Origin of the sequence: Ruania suaedae (genome assembly GCF_021049265.1) — a bacterium.
Taxonomy (GTDB): Bacteria; Actinomycetota; Actinomycetes; order Actinomycetales; family Beutenbergiaceae; genus Ruania; species Ruania suaedae.
The window spans coordinates 1,270,721-1,289,005 of the sequence record NZ_CP088018.1 but is presented as its reverse complement, the minus strand read 5'-3'; the positions used below and the strand labels follow the sequence as shown (position 1 = coordinate 1,289,005).

Genomic DNA, 18,285 nt, shown 5'->3' with positions numbered 1-18,285 from the left:
GGGCCGGTTGGCCGGGATCAGTCCCCGACGGCGTCGATACCGCGCTTGACGATCGCCGGATCGGGGCCGCTGACCACCTCGTGATCCTTGCCCTCGTAGTCGAACTGCGCCAGGAAGTGGCGCATCGCGTTGATCCGGGCACGCTTCTTGTCGTTGCTCTTGATGGTCGTCCACGGCGCCCAGTCGGTGTCGGTGCGCAGGAACATCGCTTCCTTGGCCTCGGTGTAGGCGTCCCACTTGTCCAGGGACTCCAGGTCGATCGGGGAGAGCTTCCACTGCCGCACCGGGTCCACCTGACGGATGATGAAGCGCGTGCGTTGCTCGGCCTGGGTCACCGAGAACCAGTACTTGGTCACCGAGATGCCCGACTCCACCAGCATCTTCTCCACCAGCGGCGCCTGCGCGAAGAACTCCTCGTACCGCTCGTCCGAGCAGAAACCCATCACCCGCTCCACCCCGGCGCGGTTGTACCAGGACCGGTCGAAGAGCACGAGTTCACCGGCCGTCGGCAGGTGCTGGAGGTAGCGCTGGAAGTACCACTGGCCGGCCTCGCGGTCGGAGGGCTTCGACAGTGCCACGGTGCGGGCGTAGCGCGGGTTGAGGTGCTCCATGAACCGCTTGATCGTGCCGCCCTTACCGGCCGCGTCGCGACCTTCGAACAGGATCACGTGCCGGCCACCGGTGTCGGAGTTCCAGCGCTGGAACTTCAGCAGCTCCACCTGCAGCCGGTACTTGGTCTGGTCGTAATCGGAGCGGTCCAGGCGTTCGGTGTAGGGGTAGTTCTCGCGCCAGGTGTCCACGGCTCGCCCGGCGGGGTCGATCAGCACCGGGTCGTCGTCGTGATCCTCACCCAGGGTGTGGCCGGCGATCTGCAGCCGATCGATGTACTCGCGCACGTCCTGGATCATGGAGCGACCGTACTCGCGCCGGGCGAACGTCCGGTAGCCCTCAGGTGTCCTGGTGGTGCTGCCCTCAGGTGCCGAGCAGATAATCTTCGGCGTCCTCGTCCCAGCGCAGGTCGACCGCTCCGGCGGAGGCGTCCTTGCAGAACTGCAGGAAGTTGCGGTAGCCGAGGGCCTTCTCGCTGAAGTCGGGCCGGCGCTTGCGCAGGCGGTTCTTGAGGCTGGACAGTGCCACCGGCCCGTCGGACTCGGCGACGACGGTGCGCAGCAGCGCGAACGCGTCCTCCCGCTCGCCGTGCGCGGGTACCGACACCTCGGGGTCACCGGCCGCCGGGCCGCTGGCCAGCTCGACGGCGCCGCGCTCGGCCAGGTGGCGCAACACGTCACCGAAGGTGCGGAAGCCGTGATCGGACTCGCTGAACGTCGGGTCCTTACGCAGCAGGGTGCGCTTGAGCACCGAGGCGGTCACGCTTCCGCCCGTGGAGGACTGCAGGCCCGCCAGGGTCTGGGCCACGAGCACCTCGAGCGAGGCGCCGTCGTCGGGCGGGGCGGGCTCGTCCTCGCCGGCGGCCCCGGCCGGCGTGCTCACGGACGGCTCAGCCGCGGCAGCCACCGGCGGCGTGGCCGGCACCTGCGGAGTAGTGGGCCCGGGCCCGGCGTCCTTGGCGGCGGTACGCCGCCCACGGCCGCGGCGCTCGGTCGGCTCCTCCGGAACCTCGACGCCCTCGAGCCGGTCGTAGAACAGGAACTCGTCGCACGCCGCGGGGAGCAGGCGGGAGGTGGACTGCTCCACCCCGACGCCGATGACGCGCTTGTTCAGCTCCCTCAGCTTGTGCACCAGCGGCGAGAAGTCGCTGTCCCCGGTGCACATCACGAAGGTGGAGATGTAGTCGCGTTCGAAGGCCATCTCGATGGCATCGACCACCATCTTGATGTCGGCGGCGTTCTTCCGCGAGGCGCCCATCCGCTGCGGCATCTCGATCAGTTCCACCTGGTGGCGGGTGAGCGAACGCCGGTCCTCGTCGAAGTAGGACCAGTCGGCGTAGGCGCGGCGCACCACGACGCGGCCACGGATCGCGAGGGCGTCGGCGATGGGGCCGAAGTCGAACGCCATCCCGCCGAGGTGCTCGCGCGCCCCCAGGGCGAGGTTCTCGTAGTCGAGGAAGACGGCCATGCGCTCTTCGGAATCCATGCCCTCAGCCTAGGTGCTCGCCGCCGGGCCTCCGCCTGGCGCGGTGAGGTGGAGGAACTCCCGGACGGCGTCCAGGCCCTCGTAGGCCACCTCGCGCGGGTGCAGCTCGGGGTGGGCGCCGCGGTGCGCCTCCCAGTCCTGCCGGTCAAGCCGGTAGGCGCGATGCTCGACGGCGACCCCCTCGCGGACCTCGCGGCTGCACCCGTTCTCGCGGTACCCCAGGCGCCGGGACACCGCATTCGAGGCTGCGTTGTCCGCCCACGCCTCGGTGCGTGCGACCTGCGCGCCCAGTCCCTCGAAGGCGAGGTGCAGCACGAGAGCGCGCATCCGGGTGCCGATCCCCTGCCCCTGGTGCTCGCGGCCCAGCCAGGATCCGGTGCCGACCACGCGTGTGGTCGGCACATTCTTCCCACCGACCGCCTGGATGCCCACGGGCGCACCGCGGTGCAGCACCGCCAGTTCCAACCCCCACGCCTCGGGCGTCATCGACGCCCGTGCCTGCCACTGGTAGCGCAGCACGCTGCGCGCCACCTCCGCAGGGGTTCCGCGAGTCCACGGCACCATGAACGGCATGGCCTCCGGCGGGTGCACGCCGCGCGAGGCCAACGCGGCCAGGTCGAGCAGCAACTCGTCGTCGAGGTAGCGCAGCTCCAGGTCAGCGGCACGTACCCGCAGCCCGGCCGGCGGCCACAGTCGCAGCCGGTTCTCGAGCGTCATGGCATGACGCTAGCGTGCCGGGAGCCGGTACCGCACCGTGACTTCACTCGACGGGGAGCCGGCGGTTCCCCCCTCGTTCACCCTCCCGGCACTGCCGGCCCCTAGCGTGGGGGCGACCGGGGCCCGCCGGTCGCAACGAGAGAAGGACGTGCCGTGAAGATCTACGCCCACCGGGGTGCCAGCGCCGAGCAGCCGGAGAACACCCTCGCTGCGTTCTCCCGAGCCCTCGAGCTGGGGGTGGCGGGGATCGAACTGGACGTGCACCTGAGCGCGGACGGCGTGCCGGTGGTCATCCACGACGACACCCTCGATCGGACCACCTCGGCGAGCGGGCCGGTGGGCGCGCGCAGCGCAGCCGACCTCGCCCGGGTGGATGCCGGCAGCGGGGAGCACGTGCCCACCCTGGCCGCAGTGCTGGACCTGGTGGGCGAGGCAGCGGTGATCAACGTCGAGATCAAGGAGCCGACCGCGGTCGACGCCGTGGCCACCGTGACCTCGCACCACCCGCAGGTGCGCTGGTTCGCCTCGGGCGGGCACTGGCGGGCACTCGCGCGCCTGGTGGACCTGGTGCCCGGGCTGGCGGCGTACCCACTGAGCCTGGGGCACGAGGGAAACGAGGCCGCGCTGCTCGCCCAGGTCCGGGCCCACCACCCGGAGGCGGAGACCACGGTGACCGAGATGCTGGAGAGGGTCGGATCGCTGGAGGAGGCCGTCACCTTCGCCCTGGGCGCAGGAGCCGGTGGGGTGTCGGTGTGGGAGAAGAACCTCACCGCCGGCGACGTGCAGGCGATCCGCTCCCGCGGGCTGGAGGCATGGGTGTGGACGGTGAACGACCCCGCGCGGATGCGTGAGATCGCCGGCCTCGGGGCGGACGCGCTGTGCACCGACGATCCGGCGGCTGCGCTGCGGGTGCTGGCTCGCTGAACTCTCAAAGCCCGGCGTGCCGGGCGACCTGCGTGTTCGAGGCCTGCGCCACGGGGCGGATCGACATCGAGTCGATGTTGACGTGACGGGGGCGGGTGAGAGTCCAGGCGATGGCGTCGGCGATGTCCTCGGCGGTGAGCGGGTTCTCCACACCGTCGTAGACGGCGTCGGCGGCACCGGCGTCCCCGAGGCGATTGAGGGAGAACTCCTCGGTCCTGACCATGCCGGGCGCGATCTCGATCACCCGGATCGGCTCCCCGTTGAGCTCGAGCCGCAGGGTGTCGGCGATGATCCGCTCGGCGTGCTTGGCGGCCACGTAGCCGCCGCCCCCGGGATAGGTGTCGTGCGCCGCGGTGGAGGTCAGCACGAGCACGTCTCCCCCGCCGTCGGCCCGCAGAGACGGCAGCAGTGCCTGCGTCACCCGCAGCGTGGAGAGCACGTTGATGCGGTACATCTCCTCCCAGTCGGCCACGTCGCCGTGCTCGACCGGGTCCGCACCCCGCGCTCCCCCGGCGTTGTTCACCAGGGCGGTCAGGGGCCCGCCCTCGGCCACGGTCGCGGCCAGGCGGGCGACGTCGTCGGCATCGGTGAGATCGGCGACCACGTACTCGCATCCGGTCTTCTCCGCGAGCGCCCGCAGCCGCTCCTCCCGGCGGGCCGTCGCCACGACGGCGTAGCCCCGCTCCTGTAGCTCGGCCACCGTGGCGGCCCCGATCCCGGTGGAGGCGCCGGTCACCACGGCGCGCGGCTGTGTGCTCATGTGCCCATGGTGGCACGGCCCAAAGCCGACCTCAGAGGCTGTCGCAGACCGTGCCCCAGTTGGTGTGCCCGAAGGTCGTCTTGCGCCAGAACGAGCCCGAGTAGTGGCCGTAGCCCGCGTACGCCGAGACGCTGTGGGTCTCACCGTTGGAGTAGGTGTAGGACCCGCCCGTGGCGATGGTGCTCCCTGTGCCACAGCCGGAGGAGGACGAGCGCTGGTAGATCCGGACGAAGCCGTTCGGGCTGGAGGAGCCCCGGTAGGTGAAGGACGAGGTGACGTAACTGCCCGAGCGGCTCAGGCAGATCGTGCCCGGCCCGGACGTCGAGGTGCAGGCTGAGGCCAGCGCCGAGAACGAGCCGGTGGCGCGCTGCTGCGACAGGGACGACGCCGTCGTGCAGTCCTCCGACCGTTCGACGAGCGGAATCGTCAGCCCGGCGGGCGCCCCCTGGTCCTCTGGCACAGTGGTGTCGGTGATGTCGATCGAGACGAGCTCACATCCGCGGGCGGCCGAGTCCGCCGCCCAGTCGGTGATGCGGACCTCCTCCTCGAGCGCAGTTGCCCACGCGCGCCATTCGTCATCGGTCGACTCCTGGCCGGGTGTGTCACGGACGTCGCCGGCTGGGTCGCTCTGCCCGGCCGCCGCCGGCGAGCCGGTCATGAGGACCGAGCCGGCCGCGAGCGCCAGCCCGGCGATCGCGACGGTCAGGGTACGGGTGCTGCGGACGGTTGAAACCTGCACGGGGATGCCTCCGGGTCACGTATCCAACGGGGGCGATTCGGTCAACCCTGCAGCCGCCTCCCAGCGTGATCAGATCGTGACACAGAACTCATGTGTAATCACCCCCCGGGTGCCGGACATATCCAGGTGTAAGGGACGGGGAGGAGGCGGATGAAGGCCGGCCCGGAGGGGCGGTTCGAAGCTCTCTACTGGGAGCATCACCGTGAGTTGCTGGCCTTCATCCGCCGCCGCACAGAGGCGGAGGCCGAGGACATCGTGGCCGAAACGTTCGTGGTGGCGTGGCGTCGCATCGACGATGTGCCGGAGAACGCGCGCCCGTGGTTGTTCGGCGTCGCCCGCAACGTCCTGCGCAACCAGCTGCGGTCGCAGAATCGCCAGACGCTGCTGAAGGTGCGCATCGACGCACAGCCGCAGGAGGCGCAGACCGACCTCGCCTCCGCGATCGCCGGCCGGCAGGATCTGGCCGCCGCCTGGAACCGGCTCACCGGGGCCGAGCAGGAGGTCATTTCGCTCGTGGCCTGGGACGAGCTGAGCAACGACGAGGCCGCGACCGTGCTCGGTTGCACGAAGTCCACGTTCGCGGTCCGGCTGTTCCGCGCCAGACGCCGGTTGCTGCATCTGCTCGACCGCACCGCAGGGAAGGGAGGGTCAGCATGAGTGAGAAGTCGACCCTGCTGCGCGCGGTCGCCGCCCTCAAGCCTGCCGAACGCGAGGTCTCCGAGGCCGAGTCGACCGCCCTGCTGGAGCGGGTGAACGCGCAGATCGCCGACGGCGCCACACCGCTGGAGGAGGCGCGGCGACTCGCCCCGCAACCACCGCCGGCGACCACGCGCCGTATCCTCGCCGGGGCCGCAGCGGCCGGCCTGATCGCCGTCGGGGCGATCACCCTCGGCAACCAGGACCCGCCGATGGCGTATGCCGACTGGACGCCCGTGCCCACCGAGCTGCGACCCGCAGAGATCGACGAGATCACGCAGGTGTGTCCGGACACGATGCTCGTCGCGCCCGCCGACGTCGACCCGCCTGCGATCACCCCGATTCTCGCCGAGCAGCGAGGTGACTACCAGGTCCTGCTCTCAGCTGCCGAGAGCGGTGCCTATCAGTTCTGCATGCTGTTGCCGGACGAGGACTCAGATCTCGGGTACCGGCCACACATCGATGGCTACCTCCCGGGTGGTTCGAGCCAGGTCATGCCCTCTGCGCCGGACGGCGTGTACTCGCTCAGTGCGGGCGAGCCATGGAACCCCTCGCCCGACCACGGGGCGATGACGATGGTCGTCGGGACCGTCGGCGAAGACGTGAGCGAGCTCGAGATCCGGACCGAGAACGGCAGCTTCGCCGAAGCGACAGTGAACGAAGGCTGGTTCCTGGTGTGGTTCCCGGACGCCGTCGAGCTGACCGAGACCGCCACGGTCACCACCGACGACGGCGAGGAGCGCGAGGTCACGATCGAGCGCCCCGGCGGCTGAGGTCGAGCGCTCCGGCGCTAGACTGGCCGCACGGACACCCCGGGACTGACTTGCCCCGGGTCGACCGGCCCGATCTGGCCGGAGGGTCCCGCGCACCATCTGACCTCTGCCTGCTCAGGAGTCCCTGCCGTGCCGTCGACCCGTTCCACACTCGCGTCCGTCGCCCTCGTTCTCGGCCTCGCCGGCTGCTCCGGCGGCGCCTCCGCCGATCCGGATCCCAGCGCGTCCGCCGGCGCGCCCTCGGCCGCCTCGGGCACCTACCCCGTCACCGTGGACAACTGCGGCACCGAGGTGACCGTGGCCGAGGCGCCGGAGCGGATCGTGACGATCAAGTCCACCTCCACCGAGATGGTGCTCGCCCTCGGACTGGGAGACCGGCTCGTGGGCACCGCGTTCTCCGACGGCCCACTCCCGGGCGACCTCGCCGGGACCGGCGCCGATGCCCCGGTGCTGGCCGAGCGCGCGCCGTCGGAGGAGGTGGTGCTGGAGACTGAGCCGGATCTCGTGTTCGCCGGCTGGGAGTCGAACTTCTCCGCCGACGGTGCCGGTGTGCGCGCCGACCTGCAGCAGCTCGGTATCACCACCTACGTCTCCCCCGCCGCCTGCCAGGCCCCGGAGTACCAGCCCGACCCCCTCACCTTCGACGACGTCTTCGCCTCGATCACCGAGGCCGGGGATCTGCTCGGCGCCCCCGACGCCGCCGCCGAGCTGGTGGCCGACCAGCAGCAGCGGCTCGAGGGTATCGAGGCCTCCGGCTCCGGGCTCACAGCCCTGTGGTACTCCTCCGGCTCCGACACCCCGTTCGTCGGCGGCGGGATCGGCGCGCCTCAGTTGCTGATGGAGACCGCCGGCCTGAGCAACATCATGGCCGGCACCGAGGAGACGTGGGCCTCGGCCTCGTGGGAGGCGATCGCCGAGGAGAACCCCGACGTGATCGTGCTCGTCGACTCCGCCTGGAACACCGCCGAGCACAAGATCGAGGTGCTCGAGTCCACCCCGACCACCGCCGTCCTGCCCGCCGTGCAGGAGGAGCGCTACCTGATCGTGCCCTTCCCGGCCAGCGAGGCCGGCGTGCGTAGCGTGGACGCCGCGGCCGATCTCGCCACCCAGCTCGACGAGCTGGAGTCCACGACGGCGGCCGGGTGAGCAGACCGGGCGCCACCAGTACCGACCGGCGAGCCGCCGGCCGGGAGGAACCCGCGGGCGGAGCCACGCCGGCTCCGCCGACCGAGAGACGCTCCGTGGTCCGCGGCGGGATGGCTGCCTGGCTCCCGGCCGGACTCGGCCTCCTGCTCGGTTCGCTGCTGCTCGCGCTCACCCTCGGCCCGGCCGCGATCACCCCCGCCGACGTAGTCGGCAGCGCCTGGCACCACGGCCTCACCTGGCTGGCCGATCGCGGCCTGCCGATCACGCCGGCGGACAATCCCCTGACCACCATCCGGGACGCGATCGTCTGGCAGGGTCGCGCCCCCCGGTTGCTGACGGCGGCCTGCGTCGGCGCCGGTCTGGCGCTGTGCGGTGCCGTGATGCAGGCCATCACCCGTAACCCCCTGGCCGACCCCTACCTGCTCGGGGTCTCCTCCGGCGCCGCACTGGGCGCGGTCGCGGTGCTGCTGCTGGGCGTCGCGATCGCCCTGCCGATCGCCGCCTTCGCCGGCGCCCTCCTCGCCCTCGGCGCCACGCTCGCCCTGGCCGGGCTCGGCGGGCGGCTCACGCCCGCGCGGACCATCCTGGCCGGCATCGCGGTGGCCCAGGGCTGTTCGGCGCTGGTCTCCTTCGTGATCTTCTCCACCGCCCAGGGCGACTCCTACCGGGAGATCATCAACTGGCTGATGGGGTCCCTGGCCGCGGCCACCTGGACGTCCGTGGCCATCGCAGGGGGCGCCGTCGTGATCATCGGGGCGCTCGTGCTCGCCCGCGGGCGCAGCCTGGACGCGTTCGCCTTCGGCGACACCGCGGCCGCCTCGCTCGGCGTACACGTGCCCCGCACCCGGTGGCTGCTGCTGACCCTGACGGCATTGCTCACCGGCGCGCTGGTCAGCGTCAGCGGCTCGATCGGGTTCGTCGGCCTGGTCATCCCGCACGTGGTGCGCCTCCTGATCGGCTCCCGGCACGTGCGGTTGCTGCCGCTGGCGGCGCTGGGCGGGGCGGTGTTCCTGGTGTGGGCCGACACCGGCGCCCGCACGATCTTCGAGCCCTCGGAGGTCCCGGTGGGCATCCTCACCGCCGCGATCGGGGCACCCGTCTTCGCCTGGTTGCTGCTGCGCCACCGGGGCGCCTCGTGAGCGCCGGGACCGAGCTGCGCGTCGCGGACCTGAGCGCCGAGGGGCTCGGCTACCGGGTGGAGTCGGCCGAGCTGCTGCGGGAGGTCTCGCTCAGCCTGCGCGCCGGGGAGGTGACCGGGGTCCTCGGCCCGAACGGCTCCGGGAAGTCGACCCTGCTGCGGGTGCTGGTCGGCGCCCTGCCCGCGAGCGCCGGCCTGCTGCGACTGGGCGGCACCGACGCGCGCGAGCTGAGCCGCCGCACCCGGGCCCGGACCATGGCGTTCGTGGAACAGGAGGCCCATACCGAGATCGCCCTCACCGCCCGCGAGGTGGTGCTGCTGGGCCGGATCCCCCATCGCGGGCCGTTCGGGGGTGACTCACCGGCGGATCGTGCGCTCGCGCAGGAGTGCCTGGCCCGGGCGGGCGCAGCCGACCTGGCCGACCGGGACTTCGCCACTCTCTCCGGTGGCGAGCGTCAGCGCGTCCAGCTCGCCCGCGCGCTCGCCCAGCAGCCGCGACTGCTGCTGCTGGACGAGCCGACCAACCACCTCGACGTCGCCGCGCAGCTGGCGATGCTCGCGCTCGTGCGGGAGGTCGCCGGTGGCGGTACCGGGGTGCTGATGGCGCTGCACGACCTGGCGCACGCCGCCCAGGCCTGTGATCAGGTGCTGGTGCTGGACCGGGGTGCGGTGGCGGCCGTCGGCAGTCCCGAGGACGTCCTCACGCCTGACCTCATTGCGCGGGTGTACGGCGTCCGGGCCGAGTGGGTGACCGGCCGCACCGGACGGACATTGGTCTTCACCACCCTCTGACCTGGGACGGCCCCGGCCGCGATCTCCCGGACGGGTACGGTGGGGTCATGTCGAGGGTGTCCCTGATGTTCCGCCGGGGACGGCGCATGCTCAGTTGGTGGATGGCGATCGCCGCCGTGGCACACGGCACGGCGATCGCCGTCGTCGTGGCGGTCGATCGGTTACGCAAGCGCCGTGACCCTCCTGGGGGCGAGTTCCCGCGCACTCCCCCGCAGACCCTGACCGTCTCCAGCACCGACGTCACCGTCTACACCTACGGCCAGCACGTCTACGACGCCATGCTGGAATCGATCCGTGGCGCCGAACGCAGGGTCTACTTCGAGACCTTCATCTGGAAGTCCGACGACGTCGGCCAGCAGTTCAAGGACGAGCTGATCGCGGCCGCCCGGCGAGGTGTGGAGGTCTACGTCATCGTCGACAGCTGGGGCAACCTCGTGGTGGACCCGCGCTTCAAGAAGCTGCCCGACCTGCCGACGCTGCACGTGCTGTGGTTCCCCTTCTTCCGGCCCGGCCTGCTCACGATGAACATGCGCAAGACCGGCCGCGACCATCGCAAGCTGCTGGTCGTCGACGACGAGGTCGGGTACGTCGGCGGCTACAACATCGGATCCCTGTACGCCACCCAGTGGCGCGACACGCACGTGCGGCTGGAAGGGCCTTCGGTGTGGGAGCTGCAGGACGCCTTCACCGACTTCTGGAACGAGCACCGCGCAGCCGGCCAGCCCGAGCTCCCCGACACCGGCGCCCAGCGGTGGGAGCCGCGTATCCGCGCCGCCGAGAACACCCCGAGCCGGCTGCTGTTCCCCGTCCGCGGGCTCTATCTCGAGGCGATCGACCGGGCCGAGTCCCACGTCTACATCACCCAGGGCTACTTCATCCCGGACCGGGAGATCCTGCACGCCCTCATCGCCGCCGCCGACCGGGGTGTGGACGTCCGGGTGCTCGTGCCGGAGGTCTCCAATCACGTCATCGCCGACTGGGCCGCACGCACCTTCTACCGGACCCTGCTGGAGGCGGGAGTCACGCTCTGGCTCTTCACCGGGGCCATGGTGCACGCCAAGACCATGACCGTGGACGGGCGCTGGTCGACGATCGGCACCGCGAACATCGACCGGATGTCGATGACCGGGAACTTCGAGGTGAACCTCGAGATCTTCGACGACGAACTCGCCCGCCACATGGAGCAGGTCTTCGCCACCGATCTGACCAACGCCCGGCAGCTGACGCTGGAGGAGTGGAGTCAGCGCGGGCCGGTGACCCGCGTGCTCGAGCAGCTGATCAAACCGTTCGGCCCGCTGCTCTAGCCCTCACCGACGCTCGGGGTCCTTGGCCTTCTTGCGGACCCGGTTGCTCCACGCGGCGGCGAACCGGCCGGAGGCACCCTGCCTTCCCCGGCCGAGATAGGTCACCTCATGGCGCTCCGGGCCGCCGGGCACCCGCCGGGGCAGCGACGAGGAGGCGACGATCCAGGTCGGTAGGTGCAGGGCCCGGGCGACGGCCTTGATCCGTTCGGACTCGTTCGTCGACTCCCCGAGCTCCTCCTCCAGCAGCTCGGCGAGCGAGTCCGCCTCGCTGTCCTGGGCCTGCACGCCGCACAGGGCGAGCAGCCGCCGGGCCACCTCCTCGCCGTCGGGCTCATCGAAGGCGCCCTCGGCCATCACCGGTTCGCCGAACTCGTCCAGCACCATCTCGGCGTGGTGGGACTCCTCCTCGGGAGGGTTGCTGTCGTAGCGCACCTGTTCACCCTCGCCGTCGAAACCGACCAGCTGCAGCCGCTCCTCCCGCGCGACCTCGGCAGCCAGCACGGCCACCCCCAGGTCCTCGGCGCACTCCCGCGCCACCATGTCGATCATGCGTCGCCGGGAGGCGACGGCACCGCGGGCGTTGACGGCGATCGCCAGCACCCAGCGCCCCTCCTGCGGACCCACCCAGCCGGTGAAACCGAGCTCACCGAGCGTCGTGAGAAGGCGCTCACGGTCGGCGGCGGCGTAGAGGCCCGCGTAGCTCAATCTGCTGGGTTCGTCGGGGTCTGCCATACCGCCCGCACCGACCGGAGGAATCATGCTCATCCCCCCATTGTCCCGCCTCCGGCGACTCGCGCACATGTGACGGAATGCACACAGTGCAGAATTGCACTCTGTGCACCTATCGTGTGACCGTCGAAGGGTGACCACCCCACCCGGACCGACGCGTTCCGCCGCCGGCCTGCGCGAGCGCAAGCGGGCTCAGACCCGCTCGGAGCTCGCCCGGGCCGCCTTCACCCTCGCCCGCGAGCGCGGCGTCGACGGCTTCACCATCGACGAGGTCGCGGAGACGACCGGGGTCTCCCGCCGCACCTTCTTCAACCACTTCTCCGGCAAGGAGGAGGCGATCAGTCACGTGGTCGCCATGTCGGTGCACACCTCGCTCGCGGATCTCGTCCACCCTGGCGCAACCGCGGAGATGGACGAGTGCGCCGTCATCGACGCGTTCAGCCGCACCGACCTGCTCGAGACCATCGCCCACGTGACGCGGGCCCTGCTCGACCCGGGGCTCGTCACACTCTTCCGGCAGTTCGCCGACCTCGCCGAGCAGCACCCCTCGTTGCTGCCCCACGTGCGTCAGGTCGAGGCCCAGGCCCGCGAGGACGCGGCGCGGCTGCTCGCCAACCCCTCCTTCGGCGCGCTCGACCCGTTCGTGGCGCGGCTGGTGCCCGGCGTCGTCGTCTCCGCACTGTCCTCGGTGATCCTGCGCGAGACACAGGTCCGTGAGATCGACGGCTCCTCTCCGACCGCGCTGACCACCGAGGAGTTGGTCGCCCGGCTCGTGACGTTCCTCACCACCGGGATCGGCGCCCCGGCACCCCCCGGCCCCGCCTCCTGATCCCTACCCCAGATCCCGATCCCCCACGGCACACCGAAAGGGAACCTGCCTTGTCCACTCTCCTGTACCGCCTCGGCGCGCTCGCCTACCGCACGCGCGGGCGGGTCATCGCCGTCTGGGTCCTCCTCCTCGCGCTGGTGGGCGGGGCGCTGGCGCTCAACCCGCCGCAGCTGTCCACCGAGTTCCGCATCGACGGCACGCCCGCCCAGCAGGTCCTGGACACCCTGGACGAGGAGATGCCCAGCGCCGCCGGTGCCCAGGCCAGCATCGTCTTCACCGCACCCGAGGGCGAGCGGGTCGACGACGCGGAGGCGGCCTCGGCGATCGCGAGCGCCGTCAGCGAGATCACCACGAGCGACATCGTGGTGGCCCAAGAGACCGAGCAGACCGACCCGGCCACCATGAGCGAGGAGGAGGCGGCAGCCGCGCAGGCTGCTGCCGAGGCGTTCGCTCCTGGCGGCGACCTCGAACTGAACCCCCTGCTGGACGGCGAGACCCCGGTTCCGGGCGTGATCACCTCCTCCGACGGCTCCATCGCCATGTTGAACATCCAGCTCACCGACCAGGTGCTCAACCTGCCCGAGGGTGCCGCGGACGAGCTCATCGAGGCCGCCGAGAGCGCCGAGTCGGCTGGGCTGAGCGTGCTCCCGTCCGAGAGCCTCACCCAGACGTTCGAATCGCCGATCGGCTCCAACGAGATCGTCGGCCTGGTCGTGGCCGCCATCGTGCTGGTGCTGACCCTGGGCTCGCTGGTCGTGGCCGGGCTGCCGCTGATCACCGCGCTGATCGGCGTGGGTATCGGCGTGGGGACCGCCTATGCGCTCTCCAGCATCATCCCGATGACGTCGGTGACGCCTGTGCTGGCACTGATGATCGGCCTGGCCGTCGGCATCGACTACGCGCTCTTCCTGGTCAACCGCGCGCGTCGGTTCGTGCTCGACCAGGGCCTGAGTGCCCGGGAGGCCACCGCACGCGCGGTCGGCACCGCCGGCAGCGCGGTCTTCTTCGCCGGACTCACCGTGATCGTCGCCCTCAGTGGGCTGTCGGTCGTCGGGGTGGAGTTCCTGACGATCATGGCCCTCATCGCTGCGGGCACGGTCGCGATCGCGGTCGCCGTGGCCCTCACCCTGCTCCCGGCGATCCTGGGCCTGGTCGGTGAGCGCCTCGTCACGCCCAAGCAGCGCGCCCGGGCCGCCGAGGCCGACACCGACGAGCTGGACACGCCGGCCCCGGCCACCCGCTGGGTCACCGGCCTGGTGCGCCGCAAGGCGCTGGTGACGGTCGCCGTCGTGCTGGCACTGGGCGTGATCGCGGTGCCTTTCGCGAGCATGCAGCTGAATCTTCCCTCGGCCGCCACGGCGAACGAGGACACGGTGGAGCGGCAGAGCTATGACGCCGTGACCGAGGGCTTCGGCGAGGGTTTCAACGCGCCCCTGCTGGTGGTGGCCGAGTCCGCGCAGGCCTACACCCCCGAGGATGTCACCACGCTGAAGGAGGAGTTGCTCGAGGTGCCCGGTGCGAGCGCCGTGATGCCCTCCGGGCAGTCCGAGGACGGCACACTGCTGACGTTGACCGTGGTGCCTGACGCCGGCCCGAACGACGAGGCCACCGCCGATCTGGTCACCGAGCTGCGTGACCTGGACGGCACCGGTGACCTGGGCGCGACCGAGCTGGGCGTGACCGGGGTGACGGCGATCAACATCGACATGTCGCAGGTGCTCTCCGACGCCCTCGTGCCCTACCTCGCGGTGATCGTGGCCCTCTCGCTGCTCATTCTGCTGCTGGTGTTCCGTTCGCTCTTCGTGCCGGTGACGGCGACCCTCGGGTTCGTCCTCAGCATCCTCGCCACGCTCGGGGCCACCACTGCGGTGTTCCAGTGGGGCTGGGCGAAGGAGCTGTTCGGTTTCGACACCCCCGGCCCGCTGCTGAGCTTCCTGCCGATCATCATCACCGGGATCCTGTACGGGCTGGCGATGGACTACCAGGTGTTCCTGGTCTCCTCGATGCGCGAGTCGCACGTGCACGGCCACCCGGGGGTGCGCGGGGTGCGGCACGGCTACCAGCTCGCCGCCCGGGTGGTGCTCGCCGCCGCGGTGATCATGGTGTCGGTGTTCGCGGGCTTCATCTTCGCCCACGACGCGATGATCAAGCAGATCGGCTTCGCCCTCGCCATCGGCATCCTCTTCGATGCCTTCATCGTCCGGATGACGCTCATCCCGGCGGTGATGGCGATCGCCGGGGAGAAGGCGTGGTGGCTGCCGCGCTGGCTGGACAGGATCCTGCCGAACCTGGACGTCGAGGGCGACAAGCTGGTGCGCTCGCTCGCCGCAGCGGAAGAGGGCTCCGGCGAGGCGGCCAAACACCGCGCCGACGTCAGGAACTAACAGCACCGAACTGACGGCCCTCAGCGCAGGTGTGCCGGATACGGCACGGTATCGCTGGGGCCCGTCAGTTCGGTGCCGCACCCCTCAGGAGCCGGTGCGGAACATGTCCTCCTCGGCCGGCCGGATGGCCGCCTGGGCACCGGCTCCGTCCTCGGTGGTGACCAGGTGGCTCAGCCCGCGCACCACGGCCACCGGTCGCCCGCCGGTCTTGCCCCGCACCAGGTCGGCGGCGGCCGCGATCTCATCGGCCACGGCGATCACGGTCGCGCGTAGCTCGCGGCCCTGCGCGTCCCGCTCGCCCCGCAGGTCCTGCAGCACATCGATCCCGGCCGCCCCGATGCTGATGTCGGCGATCCCACGCCGCCAGGGGCGACCGACGGTGTCGGTGACGAGCACCCCGGGGCGTAGCCCGAGCCGGGCGTTCAGGCCACGGCGCAGGCCGCGCGCGGACTCGTCCGGGTCCTCGGGCAGCAGCAGCACCGTGCCGGGGAGCACGTTCGAGGAGTCCACCCCGGCGGCGGCCATCACCAGGCCCTGCCGGTTCTCCACGATCTTCAGGCTGGAGCCGTCGGGGTAGTCACGCCGAGCCACGGTACGCACCGTCTCGGCATCGATGACGGCGTCACGGTCGGCAGCCTTGCGCAGCCGTCCCTCCGCCTTGGCCACCACCTTGGACGCGACGACCACGATGTCTCCCTCCGCCAGACCGGTGGACCCGTCGGGCCAGGTCAACGCACCGAGTACCGGGGTGAGGGCGGCGGCGAGGTCGGTGGAGGAAGTGACCTCGGGTATCCCCTCGGGCGCCTGGGCGAGCAGCATCAATGAACCACCTTCGGAAGGATCTCGGAGCCGAGCACGTCCAGCCATTCGGACTGGTTGCGGCCCACGTTGTGCAGGTAGAGGCGGGTGGCACCGAGGTTCACGTACCGCTGGATCTCGGCGAGGTGGTCGGCCGGGTCGGCGGAGACCACCATCGCACCGGCGAAGTCCTCGGGCCGCACCATCCGGGCGATCTGGGCGACCTCGAAGGGCGAGCGCAGGTCGGCCTTGGAGAATTTCATCGCGCCGTTGGGCCACTCGGTGAGGGCATGGCGGACGGCCTCGGCCTGGGTGGGCGCCCAGGACAGGTGCAGTCGGATCACCCGGGGCATGGCGGCCGCGTCCTTGCCGGCGTCACGGGCCCCAGCGGCGAACCGCTCGAACAGGCGCGCGACCTTCTCGCTCGGCCCTCCCATGGTGATCAGCCCGTCGGCGAGGCGCCCGGCCCGGCGGGCGGTGACCGGCCCTGCGGTGGCCACCAGGATAGGCGGCGCCGCCTCGGGCATGGTCCACAACCGGGTGGACTCCATCCGGAAGAACTCCCCGGAGTGCTTGTGGTCCTTGCCGGCGAGGGAGGCGGTGAACAGCTTGGAGATGAGGTCGATCGCCTCGAACATCCGGTTGATGCGCTCGGGTGCCTCCGGCCAGTACCGGCCCACCGCATGCTCGTTGATCGCCTCCCCGGAGCCGATGCCGAGCCAGTGCCGGCCCGGATACATCGCCGCCAGGGTCGCACTGGCCTGGGCCAGCACGGCCGGGTGCCAGCGGAAGGCCGGCACGCTCACCCCGGGGCCGAGGTCACCGCGCGTCCGTTCGGCGACGGCGGTGAGCACGTTCCACACGAAGCTCGCCTGGCCCTGCGCGGGGACCCAGGGCTGCATCACGTCGGTGGCCATCGTGCCGCTCAGTCCCTGCTCCTCGGCGCGCTGGGCGAGGTCGACGGCGTCGCGTGGGTGCAGCTGCTCGAGGGCAGCCGCGTAGCCGATGCTCGCCATGGTGCGCACGATATCCGACGGCGACCGCGCGACCGCGCGGGGGCTGCAGGCACTGCTAGGGCTGGTCCAGCACCGCGGCGATCGTCGGGTGGGCTCCGATGTAGGCCTCGACCAGGTCGCGGGCCACGGCCGCGGAGTCGACGAGCGGGTGCACCGCGAACGCGCGCCACGCCTGCTCCCGCGAACCCGACCGGGCGGCGGCGATGATGCCGCGCTCGGCCGCCTTCACCGCGGTGACCAGGGCGAGTTCGTCGAGGGCGAGCGGTGTGGCCGGCGTCTCGGCCCGGATCTGGCCACCGGCGACGGTGCAGGGCGCCTCGATCACCGCGTCCTCGGGCAGCGCGGGGATGATCCCGTGGTTGGCGATGTCCAGGATCATCCGGTGCCGCTCCCCCGCCAGGAGTGCCGCCATCAGATCGACGGCGACCTCGTGGTAGCCGCCGCCCTGGTCCGCCTCTTCCCGCTGCGCCTCGGCGCCCCGCGTCTCGGCCATGTAGGTGGACTCGCGCTCGGCCAGCGTGGCTGCCCATACCGCCCTGGGGTCGTCGGCGCGGGCGGCGTCCAGGTAGAACTGGGCCTGCTGGGCGTCCAGGAACTGCCCGCGGGTCTGGTCGGCGGCGCGGATCGCCGCAGCCGCCTCCCGCGGGTAGTCGTAGTAGTAGAGGTACTCGTTGGGGATCGCCCCGCGGGCGCGCACCCACTCCAGGCCGAGGGTACGGGCCTCCTCGATCCGGCTCAGCATCGCGTCGTCGGCGAGGAGCTCCGGCAGCCGATCGACGCCGTCGACGTGCAGCCCGTGCAGGAAACCCAGGTGGTTCAGGCCGAGGTAGTCCACCTCGACCCCTTCGGCGCTCACGTCCACGCCGAGGGCTCGCGCCACTCGCCGCACCAGCCCGATCGGGGTGTCGCAGATGCCGACCACCCGCTCCCCCAGATGCGTGCGCATCGCCTCGGTGATCAGCCCGGCCGGGTTGGTGAAGTTGATCGTCCAGGCCTGCGGCGCGAGCTCGGCGATCCGGGCCGCCACATGCTCCATCATCGGCAGCGTCCGCAGCGCGTAGGCCAGACCGCCGGCGCCGATCGTCTCCTGGCCGAGCAGACCTCGTTCGAGCGCGACCTTCTCGTCGAGCACCCGGCCGCGGGTCCCGCCCACCCGGATGGCGGCGAAGACGACGTCGGCTCCGGTCACCGCCTCGTCCAGGTCGGTCGTGGCCAGCACGCGCACGCCGGGGCCGGCCTCCTGGCCCGGGTGAGCTGCGCCGTCGGGGGTGGGCTGGTCCGCCTGCTCGGTGAGCACGCGGTGCATGATGCTCAGGCGGGAGGCGTCGGCATCCTGCAGGACCACCTCGGTGATGGGGGCCCGGTGCCGGGCGGCCAGCACGGCCGAGAACACCAGCGGCACGCGGAAACCACCGCCGCCGAGAATCACCAGCTTCATGGTCCTCA

General features: G+C 71.4%; 18 protein-coding genes. 9 read left to right on the top strand and 9 right to left on the bottom strand.

Annotation, left to right across the window (positions count from 1 at the left end; genetic code table 11):
* Positions 1–17 precede the first annotated feature (17 nt).
* From ppk2 to LQF12_RS05875, 3 genes are all read right to left on the bottom strand, one after another.
* Positions 18–908 carry a polyphosphate kinase 2 gene (gene ppk2 / locus LQF12_RS05885; RefSeq protein ID WP_231055044.1) on the bottom strand — a complete coding sequence of 297 codons (891 nt, stop codon included), beginning with the start codon at positions 906–908 and terminating at the stop codon, positions 18–20.
* Between the two features lie 64 nt (positions 909–972).
* Positions 973–2,094, bottom strand: coding sequence for a PIN domain-containing protein (locus LQF12_RS05880; RefSeq protein ID WP_231055043.1), 1,122 nt, complete (start codon positions 2,092–2,094; stop codon positions 973–975).
* A gap of 9 nt (positions 2,095–2,103) precedes the next feature.
* Positions 2,104–2,811 (bottom strand): GNAT family N-acetyltransferase, encoded by a 708-nt coding sequence (locus LQF12_RS05875; RefSeq protein WP_231055042.1) that lies wholly within the window; start codon positions 2,809–2,811, stop codon positions 2,104–2,106.
* 153 nt (positions 2,812–2,964) lie between these two features.
* Here LQF12_RS05875 and LQF12_RS05870 point away from each other — a divergent pair, with 153 nt between their 5' ends.
* Positions 2,965–3,735, top strand: coding sequence for a glycerophosphodiester phosphodiesterase (locus LQF12_RS05870; RefSeq protein ID WP_231055041.1), 771 nt, complete (start codon positions 2,965–2,967; stop codon positions 3,733–3,735).
* A gap of 4 nt (positions 3,736–3,739) precedes the next feature.
* On the opposite strand, the gene LQF12_RS05865 is transcribed toward LQF12_RS05870, so the two are convergent.
* A complete protein-coding gene (locus tag LQF12_RS05865) occupies positions 3,740–4,495 on the bottom strand; it encodes an SDR family oxidoreductase (RefSeq protein WP_231055040.1) in 756 nt (251 codons plus the stop codon).
* Between the two features lie 31 nt (positions 4,496–4,526).
* Positions 4,527–5,234 carry a hypothetical protein gene (locus LQF12_RS05860; protein WP_231055039.1) on the bottom strand — a complete coding sequence of 236 codons (708 nt, stop codon included), beginning with the start codon at positions 5,232–5,234 and terminating at the stop codon, positions 4,527–4,529.
* A 150-nt stretch (positions 5,235–5,384) separates the two neighbouring features.
* Here LQF12_RS05860 and LQF12_RS05855 point away from each other — a divergent pair, with 150 nt between their 5' ends.
* From LQF12_RS05855 to LQF12_RS05830, 6 genes are all read left to right on the top strand, one after another.
* Positions 5,385–5,891 (top strand): RNA polymerase sigma factor, encoded by a 507-nt coding sequence (locus LQF12_RS05855; RefSeq protein ID WP_231055038.1) that lies wholly within the window; start codon positions 5,385–5,387, stop codon positions 5,889–5,891.
* Positions 5,888–6,703 (top strand): hypothetical protein, encoded by an 816-nt coding sequence (locus LQF12_RS05850; protein ID WP_231055037.1) that lies wholly within the window; start codon positions 5,888–5,890, stop codon positions 6,701–6,703. The genes LQF12_RS05855 and LQF12_RS05850 overlap by 4 nt, the downstream gene beginning before the upstream one ends.
* A 129-nt stretch (positions 6,704–6,832) precedes the next feature.
* On the top strand, positions 6,833–7,849 hold the full coding sequence (locus LQF12_RS05845; protein WP_231055036.1) for a putative F420-0 ABC transporter substrate-binding protein: 1,017 nt from the start codon (positions 6,833–6,835) through the stop codon (positions 7,847–7,849).
* A gap of 110 nt (positions 7,850–7,959) precedes the next feature.
* Positions 7,960–8,988 (top strand): putative F420-0 ABC transporter permease subunit, encoded by a 1,029-nt coding sequence (locus LQF12_RS05840; RefSeq protein ID WP_231055532.1) that lies wholly within the window; start codon positions 7,960–7,962, stop codon positions 8,986–8,988.
* Positions 8,985–9,779 carry an ABC transporter ATP-binding protein gene (locus LQF12_RS05835; RefSeq protein ID WP_231055035.1) on the top strand — a complete coding sequence of 265 codons (795 nt, stop codon included), beginning with the start codon at positions 8,985–8,987 and terminating at the stop codon, positions 9,777–9,779. The genes LQF12_RS05840 and LQF12_RS05835 overlap by 4 nt, the downstream gene beginning before the upstream one ends.
* 47 nt (positions 9,780–9,826) lie before the next feature.
* Complete coding sequence (locus tag LQF12_RS05830) at positions 9,827–11,083, top strand: phospholipase D-like domain-containing protein (protein ID WP_231055034.1); 1,257 nt, start codon at positions 9,827–9,829, stop codon at positions 11,081–11,083.
* Between the two features lie 3 nt (positions 11,084–11,086).
* Here the strand turns inward: LQF12_RS05830 and LQF12_RS05825 are convergent, their stop codons facing one another.
* The gene (locus tag LQF12_RS05825) at positions 11,087–11,848 is read right to left on the bottom strand and encodes a hypothetical protein (RefSeq protein WP_231055033.1); all 762 of its coding nucleotides are present in this window, start codon (positions 11,846–11,848) and stop codon (positions 11,087–11,089) included.
* Positions 11,849–11,945: 97 nt separating this feature from the next.
* On the opposite strand from LQF12_RS05825, the gene LQF12_RS05820 reads away from it, so the two are divergent.
* Entirely contained in the window at positions 11,946–12,641 is a 696-nt protein-coding gene (locus LQF12_RS05820) for a TetR/AcrR family transcriptional regulator (protein WP_231055032.1), read from the top strand.
* A gap of 50 nt (positions 12,642–12,691) precedes the next feature.
* Positions 12,692–15,025, top strand: a complete 2,334-nt coding sequence (locus tag LQF12_RS05815) for an MMPL family transporter (RefSeq protein ID WP_231055031.1) — start codon at positions 12,692–12,694, stop codon at positions 15,023–15,025.
* An 84-nt stretch (positions 15,026–15,109) separates the two neighbouring features.
* On the opposite strand, the gene cofE is transcribed toward LQF12_RS05815, so the two are convergent.
* From cofE to LQF12_RS05800, 3 genes are read right to left on the bottom strand one after another with little or no spacing between them, the layout of a single operon-like run.
* Positions 15,110–15,844, bottom strand: a complete 735-nt coding sequence (gene cofE, locus LQF12_RS05810) for a coenzyme F420-0:L-glutamate ligase (protein WP_231055030.1) — start codon at positions 15,842–15,844, stop codon at positions 15,110–15,112.
* Positions 15,844–16,839, bottom strand: a complete 996-nt coding sequence (locus tag LQF12_RS05805; RefSeq protein ID WP_231055029.1) for a TIGR03557 family F420-dependent LLM class oxidoreductase — start codon at positions 16,837–16,839, stop codon at positions 15,844–15,846. The genes cofE and LQF12_RS05805 overlap by 1 nt, the downstream gene beginning before the upstream one ends.
* 55 nt (positions 16,840–16,894) lie before the next feature.
* Positions 16,895–18,277 (bottom strand): family 4 glycosyl hydrolase, encoded by a 1,383-nt coding sequence (locus LQF12_RS05800; RefSeq protein WP_231055028.1) that lies wholly within the window; start codon positions 18,275–18,277, stop codon positions 16,895–16,897.
* Positions 18,278–18,285 lie beyond the last annotated feature (8 nt).

Coding starts and splice junctions, on each gene's coding strand:
- ppk2 (WP_231055044.1), bottom strand. CDS start 908: ATGATCCAGGACGTGCGCGAGTACATCGATCGGCTGCAGATCGCCGGC.
- LQF12_RS05880 (WP_231055043.1), bottom strand. CDS start 2,094: ATGGATTCCGAAGAGCGCATGGCCGTCTTCCTCGACTACGAGAACCTC.
- LQF12_RS05875 (WP_231055042.1), bottom strand. CDS start 2,811: ATGACGCTCGAGAACCGGCTGCGACTGTGGCCGCCGGCCGGGCTGCGG.
- LQF12_RS05865 (WP_231055040.1), bottom strand. CDS start 4,495: ATGAGCACACAGCCGCGCGCCGTGGTGACCGGCGCCTCCACCGGGATC.
- LQF12_RS05855 (WP_231055038.1), top strand. CDS start 5,385: ATGAAGGCCGGCCCGGAGGGGCGGTTCGAAGCTCTCTACTGGGAGCAT.
- LQF12_RS05850 (WP_231055037.1), top strand. CDS start 5,888: ATGAGTGAGAAGTCGACCCTGCTGCGCGCGGTCGCCGCCCTCAAGCCT.
- LQF12_RS05840 (WP_231055532.1), top strand. CDS start 7,960: ATGGCTGCCTGGCTCCCGGCCGGACTCGGCCTCCTGCTCGGTTCGCTG.
- LQF12_RS05830 (WP_231055034.1), top strand. CDS start 9,827: ATGTCGAGGGTGTCCCTGATGTTCCGCCGGGGACGGCGCATGCTCAGT.
- LQF12_RS05825 (WP_231055033.1), bottom strand. CDS start 11,848: ATGAGCATGATTCCTCCGGTCGGTGCGGGCGGTATGGCAGACCCCGAC.
- cofE (WP_231055030.1), bottom strand. CDS start 15,844: ATGCTGCTCGCCCAGGCGCCCGAGGGGATACCCGAGGTCACTTCCTCC.
- LQF12_RS05805 (WP_231055029.1), bottom strand. CDS start 16,839: ATGGCGAGCATCGGCTACGCGGCTGCCCTCGAGCAGCTGCACCCACGC.
- LQF12_RS05800 (WP_231055028.1), bottom strand. CDS start 18,277: ATGAAGCTGGTGATTCTCGGCGGCGGTGGTTTCCGCGTGCCGCTGGTG.